The 15325-nt window shown below is 41.0% G+C and carries 14 protein-coding genes; 2 read left to right on the top strand and 12 right to left on the bottom strand.

The features are described from left to right. Positions 1–18 precede the first annotated feature (18 nt). Positions 19–453, bottom strand: a complete 435-nt coding sequence (locus ACFO6W_RS20755) for a MarR family winged helix-turn-helix transcriptional regulator (RefSeq protein ID WP_380000017.1) — start codon at positions 451–453, stop codon at positions 19–21. An 898-nt stretch (positions 454–1351) separates the two neighbouring features. Here ACFO6W_RS20755 and ACFO6W_RS20750 point away from each other — a divergent pair. Next, positions 1352–2206 carry an endonuclease/exonuclease/phosphatase family protein gene (locus ACFO6W_RS20750; RefSeq protein ID WP_380000015.1) on the top strand — a complete coding sequence of 285 codons (855 nt, stop codon included), beginning with the start codon at positions 1352–1354 and terminating at the stop codon, positions 2204–2206. Between the two features lie 22 nt (positions 2207–2228). Then, complete coding sequence (locus ACFO6W_RS20745; RefSeq protein ID WP_380000013.1) at positions 2229–3059, top strand: phosphatidylinositol-specific phospholipase C/glycerophosphodiester phosphodiesterase family protein; 831 nt, start codon at positions 2229–2231, stop codon at positions 3057–3059. 121 nt (positions 3060–3180) lie between these two features. On the opposite strand, the gene ACFO6W_RS20740 is transcribed toward ACFO6W_RS20745, so the two are convergent. The 11 genes from ACFO6W_RS20740 to menD form a co-directional block, all read right to left on the bottom strand. Further along, positions 3181–3606 (bottom strand): ACT domain-containing protein, encoded by a 426-nt coding sequence (locus ACFO6W_RS20740; RefSeq protein WP_380000011.1) that lies wholly within the window; start codon positions 3604–3606, stop codon positions 3181–3183. A gap of 7 nt (positions 3607–3613) precedes the next feature. Beyond that, positions 3614–4915, bottom strand: coding sequence for a phenylacetate--CoA ligase family protein (locus ACFO6W_RS20735; RefSeq protein ID WP_380000009.1), 1302 nt, complete (start codon positions 4913–4915; stop codon positions 3614–3616). A 33-nt stretch (positions 4916–4948) separates the two neighbouring features. Beyond that, positions 4949–6259, bottom strand: a complete 1311-nt coding sequence (locus tag ACFO6W_RS20730; protein ID WP_380000007.1) for an aminotransferase class I/II-fold pyridoxal phosphate-dependent enzyme — start codon at positions 6257–6259, stop codon at positions 4949–4951. Positions 6260–6363: 104 nt separating this feature from the next. Next, positions 6364–6675, bottom strand: coding sequence for a GIY-YIG nuclease family protein (locus ACFO6W_RS20725; protein ID WP_380000005.1), 312 nt, complete (start codon positions 6673–6675; stop codon positions 6364–6366). Between the two features lie 638 nt (positions 6676–7313). Continuing rightward, a complete protein-coding gene (locus ACFO6W_RS20720) occupies positions 7314–7898 on the bottom strand; it encodes an indolepyruvate oxidoreductase subunit beta (RefSeq protein ID WP_380000003.1) in 585 nt (194 codons plus the stop codon). 1 nt (position 7899) lies between these two features. Further along, the gene (locus ACFO6W_RS20715) at positions 7900–9486 is read right to left on the bottom strand and encodes a thiamine pyrophosphate-dependent enzyme (protein ID WP_380000001.1); all 1587 of its coding nucleotides are present in this window, start codon (positions 9484–9486) and stop codon (positions 7900–7902) included. Further along, positions 9487–10251 carry an amidohydrolase gene (locus ACFO6W_RS20710; RefSeq protein ID WP_379999999.1) on the bottom strand — a complete coding sequence of 255 codons (765 nt, stop codon included), beginning with the start codon at positions 10249–10251 and terminating at the stop codon, positions 9487–9489. Positions 10252–10387: 136 nt separating this feature from the next. After that, a complete protein-coding gene (locus ACFO6W_RS20705; RefSeq protein ID WP_379999997.1) occupies positions 10388–11461 on the bottom strand; it encodes an AMP-binding protein in 1074 nt (357 codons plus the stop codon). Positions 11462–11487: 26 nt separating this feature from the next. Beyond that, positions 11488–12552 carry an o-succinylbenzoate synthase gene (locus tag ACFO6W_RS20700; RefSeq protein WP_379999995.1) on the bottom strand — a complete coding sequence of 355 codons (1065 nt, stop codon included), beginning with the start codon at positions 12550–12552 and terminating at the stop codon, positions 11488–11490. Between the two features lie 116 nt (positions 12553–12668). Next, entirely contained in the window at positions 12669–13490 is an 822-nt protein-coding gene (gene menB, locus ACFO6W_RS20695; protein ID WP_006797756.1) for a 1,4-dihydroxy-2-naphthoyl-CoA synthase, read from the bottom strand. A 99-nt stretch (positions 13491–13589) separates the two neighbouring features. Beyond that, complete coding sequence (menD, locus tag ACFO6W_RS20690; RefSeq protein ID WP_379999992.1) at positions 13590–15251, bottom strand: 2-succinyl-5-enolpyruvyl-6-hydroxy-3-cyclohexene-1-carboxylic-acid synthase; 1662 nt, start codon at positions 15249–15251, stop codon at positions 13590–13592. Positions 15252–15325: the final 74 nt, after the last annotated feature.

Here is a 15325-nt window from a genome sequence, read left to right as displayed (position 1 = left end):
TTATGTTAGAAATACTCGTTATTGTTCATTACATGTTATTAATAAAATCTTACGCAGCTGATTACGTAACTGAACAAGTTGGTTATCCGTCAGCTTAAGCTGTTTTTTCATTATTGGAGGGATCTGCTCTGCTTGCTTTTCCAAAGCTTTACCTTTATCCGTGATAATTATATCCACACTCCTTTCGTCTTCAGATGATCGTACTCTATTAAGAAGTTCATTTGCCTCCATACGTTTCAATAATGGCGTAAGCGTACCGCTATCGAGCCATAACAGTTCTCCTAATTGTTTTACTGTTGCCGATTTTCGCTCCCACAATACCATCAATACCAGATACTGAGGATATGTGAGTCCCAACTTTTCTAAATAAGGACGATAAAGTGATGTTATCTGCCTCGACAAAGCATATATTGGGAAACACAATTGATTATTCAATTTTAAATCTTCTGACATATATACACGCACTATTATATTGTGCAAAATTAAATATTGCAAAATTAAATATATCATTTTACATGTTAAAAAATAAGAAAGCGCAATAAATTTATGAGATCAATACCTTTTGCAGTAGATACCGTTTTTTAACAAGGAGGGTACAATTATCTTACGTCTTTTTACTATATGAAAATTAAACACCAGATTATCAATTACAAAACACATATGTCCGGCAAGATAACCGCCGGACATTTCCATGTACTTACAAATAGTTTGCCTAAAATTTTGTCTTCACTGCCATAATTCCATGTTGGAAAAATGTAAAAGCTTTATATATCATTTTTTTGAATATTCAAAACTTGCTCAGCACAAAAGTAAGCAGCATTTGTAATATAAACAAGAGTAATTAGTTAAATAAGAATATGTCATCCAGCATTATAAGAGAATTTATATATTGCCTACCGGAACATATCTGCATCGCCCGATGGCCCAGAATAGAGAAAGTGGGCGGATATCGATTACCATGAAAACATTATGATCCGGCAAATCAGTTAAATGACCACATACTTAACGTAAATAAAATCTCTTTAGAACTAACTATTAAGAATGTAAAATATGTAGATCATTTTGCATTTATATTTAGTGGTATTATCTTTGTAACAAAAGATAGTATGTATGAACTTATGCCTAAGACTAACGATAGCCGTATCCGATATCTTGAAAATATGGAAAATACAGATAATAGTGGTTTACAGACTATTATAACGGGAACAGGACCGATTTTTCCGAAAGAGAATTAACTCATACAAACTGTCGGAGGATTACGGAGGAAAACCCAGAGTTGGAAAGCTCAAAACTTCGGAATCAAAAAAGCACGGAATTATATCTATTTATCAAATAACAAACCTATATTAACATGAAAAAGTTATTCTATTTATTTGCTGCTCTATTATTAGCTTCTTGCTCAGAAAATAAACCTATTGACTTGAACGTAATGAGCTTTAATGTTCGCTACGACAATCCTGGCGACAGCCTCAACAGCTGGCAATACAGAAAAGATATTGCCGCACAAACGATCAAAGCTCAAAACGCGGATATTGTAGGTACCCAGGAAGTCCTGGTAAATCAATTGAACGACCTGAAAACCTCCCTGCTGGAATATAATGCTATTGGCATTGGCCGGATAGATGGAATAGAAAAAGGCGAATATTGTGCTGTCCTATACAAAAAAGAAAGATTTAAAGAAGTTAAATCGGGACATTTTTGGCTAAGTGAAACCCCTGAAGTTATAGGTTCGAAAGGATGGGATGGGGCATGTGAGCGCGTTGCAACATGGATTATCCTGGAAGAAATGAGTAGTAAGAAACAGATATTCTTCATTAACACACACCTTGACCATGTAGGGAAAGTAGCCCGTCAGGAAGGTGTGACATTACTACTCGACCGGATAGGAGAACTAAGCAAAGGTTTACCTGTAATATTAACGGGAGATTTCAACGCGACCCCTGATTCGGAAGTAATCAAACATGTTACAAACCCGGCAACTCCAAACTATCTGATGCATACCAAAGACATAGCTGTTGTAAAAAGCGGAACAGACTGGACATTCCATGGTTTTGGGCAAGTACCTCTCGAAAAACGCGAGTTTATAGATTATATTTTTGTAAAACCGGATACAAAAGTATTAAAACACACTGTTATACCTGAAGAACTGGATGGCAAATTTATCTCTGATCACTCAGTTGTAACAGCACAAATAGAAATTGAATAAACCTGCTTTTAATCAATATCTTATGACTTATATTATCAACAAGGGTTTTTCTGTATTGAGGTTATTTTCAATTGCAGTACCGTTAATCATATGTCCGTCCGTTCTGTTTGCACAACAAATACTCATTCACTCACATAACGATTATGAACAACGGGTACCATTTTACCAAGCATATGCCCAGCAAGCAGCATCAATAGAAGCTGATATATATGCTACGAATAAGAAGGACGAATTACTGGTAACTCACAATAAGGAAGATCTTGCCACAGCACTTACTCTTGATGAATTATATATTAAGCCGATTGTAGACCTATATAAAAATAATAATGGCAAAGCCTGGAAAAATTCAGAGAAAACATTCATATTGCTTATAGATTTGAAGACACCTGCAATTCCGACTTTAGATATACTCGTTGATAAACTGAAAGTCTATCCTGAGGTATTTGATCCGTCTGCGAATCCTTATGCCGTGCGCATAGTTATATCCGGCGACCGTCCTGCTCCGGTGGATTTTGCAAAGTATCCTCCTTTTATATCCTTTGACGGAAGAGAAATGAACTATACTGCTGAACAGTTAAAACGCATAGCGATGGTAAGCCTTCCATTCAAAGATTATTCCCAATGGAATGGACAGGGAACAATGATAAAGGAAGAGTATGACAAAGTTATAAAGACAATCGATGCCGTTCATGCACTAAACAAACCCATCCGTTTTTGGGGAACACCGGATGGAGATAATGCATGGAAAACATTCCACCATATAGGTGTGGATTACATTAACACCGACCGGGTAGAAGCATGCACCGATTACTTTTATCATTTTGATAATAAGAAGACTCTTTTGGAACTATAAGTACACTGTCGAATATTTCACAAATTATTGTTTATAAAGAATATACCGTCTTCATTCAAAATGGTCTTTGGAATAAAATTACGTTCCAAAGACCATTTTTAATTATATAAGACCCTAAAGACTAGCATTCTGTAATCTTATCCTGGCTCAGTAATTCACAATTGTTTAACGTAAGTATCTCCATACATTTTTTAATATCGGTAGGCCTTATCACCACATTCGCTCTCTCTCCGTTCGAAAAGGCATACATATATTCAATAAATACATTTTCTTTTGCCAGATATTCCAGTATCATAGCCAGTGAACCCGGCGTGTTAGGACAAGAAAGACAAAGCACATCATTTACACTCACTCCTAAGTGAGCCTCTTTAAGTACCTTTACAGCCATGTCGACATCGGATACTATCAGCCGTAAGATACCGAAGTCGGCACTTTCGGCAAGGCTGAATGCTTTCAGATTTATCCCATTCTTCCCAAGTACATGCGCTACCTCGTTCAGCCGTCCTGTCTTATTTTCCACAAAAATAGATAGTTGTTTTATTGTCATATGCTAATCAATTAAAGATACGTTTATCAATTACACGTTGTGCCTTACCTTCACTTCGTTTGATGCTATACGGTTCTACCAGTTTTATGTCGGCACTGATTCCCAGCACGCTTTGCAGGCGATGGGCTATTTTCTTCTTCAAAGCTATAATCTTCGAGATTTCGTCAGAGAAATACCCGTCCCGTACCTCGACCTGCACTTCCAGTATATCCAGATTGTTTACCCTATCCACAATTAAAAGATAATGTGGTTCGAATTCTTCCATTTCCAGGATCACGCTCTCTATCTGTGAAGGGAATACATTCACTCCGCGAATAATCAGCATATCGTCGCTACGCCCTACTATACGGCTCATGCGCACACTGGTACGCCCGCATTTGCAGGGTTCCTCCGTGAGTGAACAAAGATCTTTGGTACGGTAACGCAATAGCGGCAAACCCTCTTTTGTAAGTGTGGTAAATACGAGTTCCCCCTGTTCTCCATATGGAAGCTGCTCAAGTGTGTCAGGCGAAACAATTTCGGGCAGAAAATGGTCATCAATAATATGCGAACCGCTCTTACATTCGCATTCGTGCGATACACCCGGCCCCATTATCTCACTCAACCCATATATGTTGTAGGCATCTACGCCCAGCTTTGCTTCTATCTCTTTGCGCATATTCTCTGTCCACGGTTCCGCACCCAGAATAGCAGTTCGCAGCCTGAATTCCTCGCGGGGAATGCCTGTCTTCGCTATCGACTCTGCCAAATAGAGGGCATAAGACGGGGTACAGGCAAGAGCCGTAGCTCCAAAATCGCGTGCAAGCTGAATATGTTTAGCTGTATTTCCCGTAGACATGGGGATAACCGTTGCCCCCAAGTGCTCCACTCCATAGTGTAAACCTAGTCCTCCGGTAAAGAGTCCGTAACCATAGCCAACCGAAAAAATATCATTCTGGTCGGTACCGAAAGCACTCAGGCAACGGGCGGTCATCTCGGACCATATGGATAAATCGCGCCGGGTATAACCTACTACAGTGGGTGTACCAGTTGTTCCCGATGAGGCGTGCAGTCTCACAATCTGTGACATAGGCACTGCAAACAAACCGTAAGGATAATTGTCACGCAAATCCTGTTTTGTGGTAAAAGGTAGTTTTACGATATCCTCCACCGAACGGATGTCGCCGGGTGTAATATCCATTTCCTGCATTTTCTGTCTATAGAAAGGAGTACTGTGATATACCTTCTCCACCAGCTTACGCAAACGTTCTCCCTGAAGGCAGCGTTTTTCGCCGGGACTCATGCACTCCTTAGATTTGTTCCAAATCATATTATATGTTAGTTTTTTTAGTTGTTTATCCTGTTAATGATCTAATCTGAAAAACCTCAATCTTTCATCCAGTACAGCGTATAAATCATCATGCATGCGCGAGCAGCACGCCCTGATGCCCTGTTGTTCGCTGCCTGTAGTAGACAAGGCTATGGAACTGATTCCATAGTAAAGCAGCTCCCGCATCAGCTCGGCACATGACATATCTTTATAGCCGATTGTGAAAAAGAACCCGTCGGAAATATCCCTGTCAATATCTTTATCATATACTACATGAAAACCGTATTTATTGAATAGCTCCTTCATACGGTGGGCACGCCTGCCATATTCACTTGTTTCTTTCACAAAATCCAGTTCGCCGTCCGATGCGGCTCTTAGCATAGCAGCATAGCCATACTGAGTGGAATGAGTTATGCCGGATGTTATCATATATAGTATTTCCCCGATAAATACAGGTCCGAAAATACCCGAACCGGAATACCTCTGCGCCAATGCTTCAAATTTACGGGAAAATAATTTATCCGAAATACAAAGAACTGCGGCGCGTTGTCCTGCATAGCTGAATATCTTGGAAGCCGAAAGCATCAGAATGTAATTATCGGTATATCCGGCCACGGTAGGCACAAAAGGCGCTTGAAAAGGCTTACTGAAATCGGTACGGAAATCCATAGCGAAATAGGCTAAATCTTCAATAACGACCGCATCATATTTTGTAGCCAATTCTCCTATTATCTGCAATTCATCCTCCGTCAGACATATCCAGGCCGGATTATTCGGATTGGAATATACGATAGAAGATATATTGCCCTTTTCCAATAATCCTTCAAGTTTAGCTTTTAAGCCTCCCCCCCTGTAATTGTAGACATCAAATTCTATATATTTAATATCAAGTATTTTCAATTGGGATTTCTGTATAGGAAAGCCGGGATCGATAAATAATACAGTATCCTTATCTTTATCCCGTTGGTTGCAGGCGATAAAGGAACTGAAAGAACCGGCAACCGAACCTGTAACCGGTATGCATGAGCCTGATGATATATCAACATCGAGAAACGCTTTAACAAAACGGGATGCTTCTTCCTTCAACACAGGAATACCCGCAGCAGCCGGATACATCGAAGCTACACCCTCGTCCAACGCTTTTTTCTCCGCATCTATACCTATCCGGCAGGGTTTAAGTCCCGGTACACCCTGATCCATACGGATAAAAGGAATGCCTGTAATCTGTTCGAGGCTCGAAGCCAATAGGAGTACCTCCCCTATAGTAGCTTTCTCCAGATCGGCTATCTTTAGTTCGTTTACAACCTGATTTACCAGATCCTGACTGAATATTCTGTTTTGCATATATTATTATCTCTTTATCTACTTTGTCATTCTGAACGGAGTGAAGAATCTCTTATGAGAGACGAGATTCTTCGTTACACTCAGAATGACAAATGAGTATTAGTTTATATTTCTTCATTCAGAAAGTTCCATTCAGGATTAAATTCTGATATAAGTTTATCTTTCTGTTTCCTCACCCACCCTTTTATCTCTGTTTCTCTGTCTATAGCATGTTCTATATATTCAAATTTTTCCCAATAAATTAAATAGAATATATTGTATTTCCCTGTAAAATGACTTTTCTCGTTCATGGAATCAAACTTATGCTCGTATAAGCGTCTTTTTAAATCATTGGTTACTCCAATATATAAAACACTTCTATTTCTATTCGTAACTATATAAACAAAATAATTATGTGTTCCGGTTAGTTTAAACATAGATTATAAGTCTTTATTATCCTTGTCATTCTGAACGAAGTGAAGAATCTCTTTCATAAAAAGTATCTCTCGCAAAGTCTAACTTATTACTCACTACTATATTTACAATTATTAACCATATTTGGTTAAAACCTGACACTTCTGACACATTTTCCACTATTTTTCACTTGTCTATTTTATATTCATTAACCATATTCAGTTAAAAAGTAACAAAGGTAACAGAAATCAATGTACCGATTAATCAATTTGCCGATGTGCCAATGTTTTTAACGAAAAATGAAAAACGAAGAACGAAAAATATTCTTAAATGAAAAACGAAGAATGAAAAGTGAAGAATGTTTTTAAACGAAGAGCTAAAAGTGATAAGTGATAAATATTTTTCACTCTTAATTTTTAGTTTTTCATTTTCTTTCACTTTTAATTTTTCACTTATCACTTTTAATTTAAAACATTTGCTAATATGCTAATTTACAAATCTGCTAATTATTTTTTCAAAGAGCTAAAAGCTAACAGCTAGAGGCTAATAGCTTACTATATAGATAAACTTTTACCAAAAAAATATAATCCTCGGGCACTTAGCCTGCAATACCCCGGATGTTTCGTTCTTGAGACATAGCAAACAAGAATCATTCCTCTCATTATTCCATTTGTTTTTCGCCTGCGCGTTTCCCCTCCCTGAAGGCTTTTATATTCATATCCACTACAGATTCTCCTTTACGGCCGAATACCTGTGCAATAGCTTCTTCCAGTTTTGATGCTTCTATACCCAGTATCACAGAAGCAGCTCCCAGCAATACCATATTGGCAGCCCTGGCCACTTTAGCATCTTTAGCAATAGCATCCACATCCAGAAGTATGACATTGGGCAATGAAGATAATTCTTTAAGGATCGTATCCGGTTCGGGATAATTGGGAATATTAACATAAGGCGAAATATTTGTTACCACCCAACCCTCTCCGGATAAGTACGGAATATAGCGTAAGGCCTCCATCGGTTCCAATGATATAATGGCATCTGCACCTCCTTTTGCAATAAGGTCGGAATGTATCGGTACCGACGATATACGGAGATTGGACTGTACATCCCCTCCCCGTTGGCTCATACCGTGCACTTCGGCCTGTTTGATATGCAACCCCTCCCGAAGCGAGGCTTCTCCAATAATGGCAGCAATGGAAAGTATCCCTTGTCCGCCTACACCTGAAAGTATTATATCGAGTTTCATATTATTTTTTCTTTGCATGTTTTTTCAGTGTCTGTATACATTCTCTGCGAGGAATAATAACTGAAACACCGTTATACTCAATTTCTTCACGAATAATATCCTTTATCTCCTCTATATTCTTCGGTAACGGAATAACAATGCGCAGGTGTTCTCTTTCCACGCCAACACCAAGACATATATCCTCCAGTTTCCCGTATCCCGCCGAATCCTGTCCTCCGGTCATAGCCGTAGTCAAATTATCTGAAATAACAATGGTCACACTGGCATTCGAATTTACGGCATCTAACAATCCTGTAATTCCTGAATGAGTGAAAGTGGAATCGCCAATAACCGCTACCGATGGGAACAAACCTCCATCAGAAGCACCTTTAGCCATCGTTATGGACGCACCCATATCCACACAGGTATCTATAGCACGGAAAGGCGGTAATGCTCCAAGCGTATAACAACCTATATCACTGAACACTTTCGCATTTTCATATTCACGAAGCACTTCATTCAACGCGTCATATACGTCCCTGTGTCCGCAACCTGTACATAATGCCGGTGGACGGGCTACGACATTTTCACTTGCTCCCTGGTGCACCTTTACCGAAAAACCCAATGCTGCGCGAACATTGTCGGGAGTAAGTTCTCCCACCCGAGGCAATTCGCCCGTCAGGCGTCCTTTAATCTTTCCTGTTTCATCCAGCAATCCGCGAAGCTGCTCTTCTACAAAAGGTTGTCCGTCTTCGAGAATCAAGACCTCGTCGCATTCATTCAGCACTTCCCGTATAAGCTCTTTCGGCAAAGGATACTGTGATATTTTCAACACGGTGCGGTTACATCCGTCCGGAAAACTCTCCATCAGGTAATTGTACCCTATTCCACAAGCAATAACACCTTGCCTGCTACCCTTCTTGTAAAGATTATAAGGGGATACGGCCGAAATCTTCTCCAGTCCGGGTTGTGCAGCCAAAAGTTCGTTGTATCTTCTTCTCGCATTTACAGGAAGCAGTACCCAACGTGATTTGTCTTCGGGAAACTTTATTTCATTCTGTCCTCTGATTCCGGATATTTCAACCACAGCGCGCGAATGTGCCATACGGGTAGTCAGTCTCATCAAGACAGGCAATTCGTATTTTTCCGAAATATCGAAGGCATAACGCACCATATCATATGCCTCCTGTTGCGACGATGGTTCGAATATAGGTGTAAACGCAAACTTACCATAGAAACGTGAGTCCTGTTCATTCTGTGAAGAATGCATCGAGGGGTCGTCAGCCACAAGTACCACCAGTCCGCCATTTGTCCCCGTCATAGCCGAATTTACAAAGGCATCGGCTGCTACATTCAGTCCCACGTGTTTCATACATACCAATGCCCGCTTTCCAATATACGACACGCCTAAGGCAGCTTCCATAGCTGTTTTCTCATTGGTACACCATTGACTGTAAATATTCCGTTCCTGTGCCAATGGCGAATCCTGAATGTATTCTGTGATTTCTGTAGACGGCGTTCCGGGATAAGCATAAACACCCGTGATGCCTGCATGGATAGCACCCAAGGCAATAGCCTGGTCTCCCAGCATTAATAGTTTTTCTCTCATTTAGTTGATTATTCTGTATTTATCGGCATCGTTGAGTGCCGGGAATTTTTCGCGAAAGTCTTTTAATGTCTGCATATCTATTTTCCCGCAAACTGCATTCTCCAACCCATCTTCTGCCGACACAATGGATTTCCCCATATAATCGAGCAGTACGGTGCCTCCACTATAGCCGTTGCCGGGGTCATTCCCTACCCTGTTCACTCCCGCTACATAACAAAGGTTCTCGATAGCGCGCGCTTTGAGCAGAGTATTCCATGCATCGATACGGACGGCAGGCCAGTTGGCAACGTAGATAATCATATCATAATCTCCCCTGCTTCTGGAAAATACAGGGAAGCGCAGATCATAGCAGATTTGCAGTAATATTCTAACCCCCTTATACTCTACTATTACCCTTTCATCTCCTGCTGCATATTCTTTGTCCTCACCTGAGAATGTAAACAGATGCTTTTTATTATAGATAGTATAGCTACCGTCGGGTTTTACGAAATAGAAACGGTTGTAATATCTTCCTCCGTCTTCAACAGACACGCTTCCTGCAACCGCCGTCTTCTTTTTCATAGCGATTGTTTGCATCCATTGAAGAGTCACAGAGCCGGCCTTCTCTGCAACTTCTGCGGGAACCATACAAAAACCGGAGGTAAACATTTCAGGTAAGATAATCAAATCTGCCTGTGGCAACGTGTCGATTATCGTCTCTGCCTGCGTCCTGTTTTCATTTGGCTTTTGCCATTGTATGTCGGTTTGTAATAGTATAATGTTCATGTGCATTAGATATATGCACCGAAGATAAAGATTTTTAGCGAAAAGCCGAAATGACAATTTGCAATTTTAAATGATTTAAGGATATTATTTTACTAATTATATGAAAAGAGTTTGAACAAGATGATAAAATATCTCATTAAAGTTCACTTACCAACTTCTTCAATTCTACACGGCTTATCTTACCCGTCTCTGTTAAAGGGATTTTATCTACCTTAATAATCTTTTTTGGAATGTAATACGCAGGTTGGATATCTTTAAATATCTCCGGATCAACATCTTCTTCCACAGCAAGGATCAATGCTTCTCCAAATTTAGGATCGGGAAGAGATGTAACAGCAAAAGAGCTATTGATAAGGGGCTTCAGTAACTTTTCAACTTCTTCTATCTGAATTTTTATTCCTCCGCTGTTAATTACATTATCTTTGCGCCCTGTGATACGGAAGCTTCCGTCTTCATCTATTTCCGCAATATCGTTGGTATAAAGTTTTTCGCTTGTCACCAACGGCGCATCTATTATCAATGTATTATCATCCGACAATGATAGAGCAACCGATGGAAACGGGATATATGATCCGGAAACACTCTCTCCGTTCAGCCTGCGTAAAGCAATGTGCGAAAGGGTCTCGGTCATTCCATATGTAGAATATACGTTATTAGGAAAAAATTTCAGTTTTTCTTCCAGACGGGAGTCAATCGCCCCTCCTCCTATTATCAGATTTTTTATTTTTTCCAGTTTCTTCCGCTCTTTATCAGAGTCCAAGCTATTATACACCTGCATAGGGATCATCGCGGCAAAACCGAACGTAACTTTTGTATCTCTCAGCGGGTTGCCGGACGGGGTGACAGGATATAAGTCCAGGCCTGCGATCAATGCACGTACCACCATCATTTTACCTGCAATATAGTCTAGCGACATACACAGCAGGGCTTTGTTTCCTTCTTTTAATCCGAGGAAAGAACAGGTAAGTTCCGCACTGCGCATCATCCGCTCTTTTTCCACCATCATTTCTTTGGGTATACCTGTAGAACCTGATGTTTGTACCCTAATCAACGGTGAACGTGAAAACCATTCCTTCAGGAATAAATAAAGACTATAATGAAAATCCGACTTTAGGGCAAAGGCGGGTATTCCTTTGCTCCGGAAAATATCAGGAGTATAGGAGCCTCCGTCTATTGTTATTATTTGTCTTTTTATGTAAAGTTGATACATATATTTTATAAGTGAAAAGTGAAGAACTAAAAATGTAGAATATTTTTCACTTTTCGTTTTTCATTTTTCGTTTTTATTTCGTACCACAGACAGTCTCCCTGTATAAACAATGGCATCTCTATATTGTTCGTATATAATGCTCCCGTACCAAGCCCTTGAGGAAGCGGATTATTGTAAGTAGAACACCATTGGGCTATCGCGTTCAACCCGATATTCGATTCCAAAGCCGAAGTTATCCACCAGCCGATATCCATTGACCGGGCCAATTCTATCCATTCGGTTGCACCGATGATTCCTCCATGTAAGGTAGGTTTCAGAATAATATATTGCGGTTTTATAGTTTCCAGCAAGCGTTTCTTTTCTTCAGGCTGGTTAACTCCGATCAGTTCCTCATCGAGCGCTATCGGCAAAGGTGTTACTTTCACCAGTCCGGACATATCGTTCCATTGTCCGGCACGAATAGGTTGTTCTATAGAATGCAAATCCAGTTCGGCCAAGCGTTTCAATTTATCCGGTGCATCACCCGGCGAAAATGCCCCGTTTGCATCCACACGCAAGGTTATTCTATCAGCACCGTAATGCTTACGGATATAACGAAGCAGGTCTAGTTCCTGCTCAAAATTAATGGCTCCTATCTTGAGTTTCACACAGCGAAAACCCTGTTGCAACTTAGATTCTATCTGTTCGAGCATGTACTCATAATCGCCCATCCAGATAAGCCCGTTGATAGGAATCCCTTTCTCTCCCCGGGCAAACGGAGTATCCCATAAACGGAAACTGCCTTGTTCCAACTGCCTCATCGCCGTCTCCAGACCGAAGAGAATGGATGGATACGGACGCAATGCTTCTATATCCAGTTTTCCGTCCTGCTCCAGTTTTTGGCAAAAGTAAGATAGCCTATCCTCATAATTTTCGTCATAGTCGCAGCTAAGATCAAAAAGCGGGGCACACTCCCCGATGCCCCATCCTTCGGGCCGGGATGTATCAGCCGCCACCACATACCATATTTTATGGTCGTGATAAACTCCGCGCGATGTCCCTGCGGGACGCTTAAAATGGAGAGTATAGGGTATGATCCGGGTTTTAAGCATATCGGCCCCTCCTAGCCTCCCCAAAGGGGAGGAACTCAAAGAAAGTATATATTAGTAATCATCTTTTATCTTTTCGTGGCTTTGCCTAAAGTCCCCTTCGGGGGATTTAGGGGGCCTTACGGAAACTTAGGAAATTTCTTGAAGTCCGGCTTACGCTTTTCGAGGAATGCATGCTTTCCTTCCTGCGCCTCATCTGTCAGGTAATAAAGTAAAGTCGCATTTCCGGCCAGTTCCTGAATACCAGATTGCCCGTCAAGTTCGGCATTGAGTCCCATTTTTATCATACGCAGCGCCATAGGGCTGTGCTGCATCATTTCGTGCGCCCATTTCACAGTTTCGTCTTCCAACTGATCGAAAGGCACAACAGTGTTTACCAGTCCCATATCCAGAGCTTCCTGCGCTGAATACTGACGACAAAGGAACCATATTTCACGAGCCTTTTTTTGTCCCACTATACGCGCCAGATATGATGACCCGAATCCGGCATCGAAGCTGCCTACACGAGGGCCGGTCTGTCCGAAGATCGCATTTTCCGACGCAATAGACAGGTCACAAACAACGTGCAATACATGTCCCCCACCAATAGCATAACCGTTTACCATAGCAATAACAGGCTTAGGCATTGAGCGTATTTGTTTCTGCACTTCAAGCACCTGCAAGCGTGGGACACCATCTTTACCTATATATCCGCCTTTACCTTTTACATTCTGGTCTCCTCCAGCACAGAAAGCTTTATCTCCCGCGCCTGTAAGCACTACGACATAGATATCCTGATTTTCGTGACATATACGAAGCGCATCACTGATCTCCATAGTCGTGGTAGGAGTAAATGCGTTGCGATAACGCGGACGGTTGATTGTTATACGACCTATCCCTTCGAAATAATCGAACAGGATTTCTTCATATTCTTTAATGGTTTGCCATTCTCTTGTTGCCATAATATTTTAGTTTATTAATTTGCCAATTAATTAATATGCCAATTTGCCAATATTACCAAACTAATCATCGGCACATTTTCATATTGGCATTTCAGCTCATTATTTTAGTTTATGATAATAGTCCTTAAAAACTGCTTTGCTCACTTCCATATCAGTAATTACTTCAAGCACCATAGATTCCTGGATCGTCTCATTCATAAATGTCTCAAAAGCCTTACCAAGTTCTTCCCCGCTGGTAGCCGAAAGATATTGCATGCCCGAAGCCCGCACCCATTCTCCAGCTCCGGTATTATGCGTTGCAGCAACATATTGCTTCAGCGATGGAGCCTTATTCAATCCCGGTAGCAGGTGGAAAATACCGCCGCCGCCATTATTGACGAGCAGTACCCGCAGATTCTTTATATGTGAAATATTCCACAATGAATTCAGTCCGTAAAAGAAACTCAGATCGCCTATAACCAAATAGGTTATGCCCTCGTAAACGGATGCAAAACCAATAGCCGAAGGCAATGAACTTTCTATCCCGTTCGTCCCGCGATTACAAAATACGTCTACTGATTTATCCAATGTATAAAGCTGTGCGTTACGCACGGTAGAACTGTTAGCCAAATGCAAAACAGAATTGTCTGGTAAGCATTTCAGGAAATCACCCATAGCCCGGATATCGGAAAACAGTGTCTCAGAAGACGGTTCCGTTATCTTCTCCGAAGCCTCTTTCCATAAGCCGGAATATGGCCTTTGTTCATCTGCCGAAATGGCATTATACAAAGCTTTGAGGAATTTCTCGTTATCAGTCTCAATCAAATCTGTAAGCGATTGGAAAAGGTCTACCACTTCGCCCGACGGTGTAATATGCCAGTGACTTACAGGCTTATTCCCTCTTAGAAATTGCTTCAATCGCTTTGAAACGATATGCCCACCGACGGTAATAACCAAATCGGGTACAAAATCAGTCTTCTTTTCGTCGGGGATAGCATATAACAAAGCATCAAAATTGGATATGAACAAAGGTGAAACACAATTGGACGGATGCTCTACCAAAACGACGCAGTCATTCCGTTTCACTAATTCCTCCAAAACCTTTACTAACCCGGGCGATTTTGGTAACTGCCCTACTATAATCATACGTTTGGGCAGATGTTTCCACTTATCCGAAAAAGGTGTTGTATCAACCGATTTTTCAATAGAGGCAAGATTTATTTTTCTTACCTCGGGAAGTTTCTCCACCGAATAATCGAATAAGGGTTCCGATATAGGTACATTGATATGTACAGGCCCCTGAGCATCAGTCATACAATCAATCAAGGCCTCATTTATAAGACGGTTGCAAAACCATGTATCCCGTTCTGTTTCTATTTCCGGCAGATTCACAGATTTCTTTACCAACGAACCGAAAACTCCTGCCTGCGGCAATGTCTGCCCGTCCATTTGTCCTATCCACTCCTGCGAACGGTCCGCCGAAACCACTATCAGAGGTAATTGCTGATAATATGCCTCCGCTACAGCCGGGGCATAATTGAGCAAGGCGGTACCCGATGTACAACAGATTACGACAGGCTTACGGGTACACTGGATAATACCCAGTGCATAGAATGCCGCATTGCGCTCGTCCACGATTACATGACAATCGAAAGACGAATCCTGCGAAAATGTCTGCATCAATGGTGCATTGCGTGAACCGGGAGACATTACCACATGCCGTATCCCGTACGCTTTGAGTATCGCTACCGTTTGTAATACATTTTTCTTTACTGAGAACATTTTAGTTACAATTTGTAAGTGAAAAACGAAAAGTGAAAAGTGAAAAATACTTTTAATTCTTCGTTCTTCATTTT

This window comes from Dysgonomonas termitidis (assembly GCF_042654545.1).
Lineage (GTDB): Bacteria > Bacteroidota > Bacteroidia > Bacteroidales > Dysgonomonadaceae > Dysgonomonas > Dysgonomonas termitidis.
The sequence above is the reverse complement of the archived record's forward strand: the minus strand, read 5'-3'. Positions and strand labels throughout refer to the sequence as shown.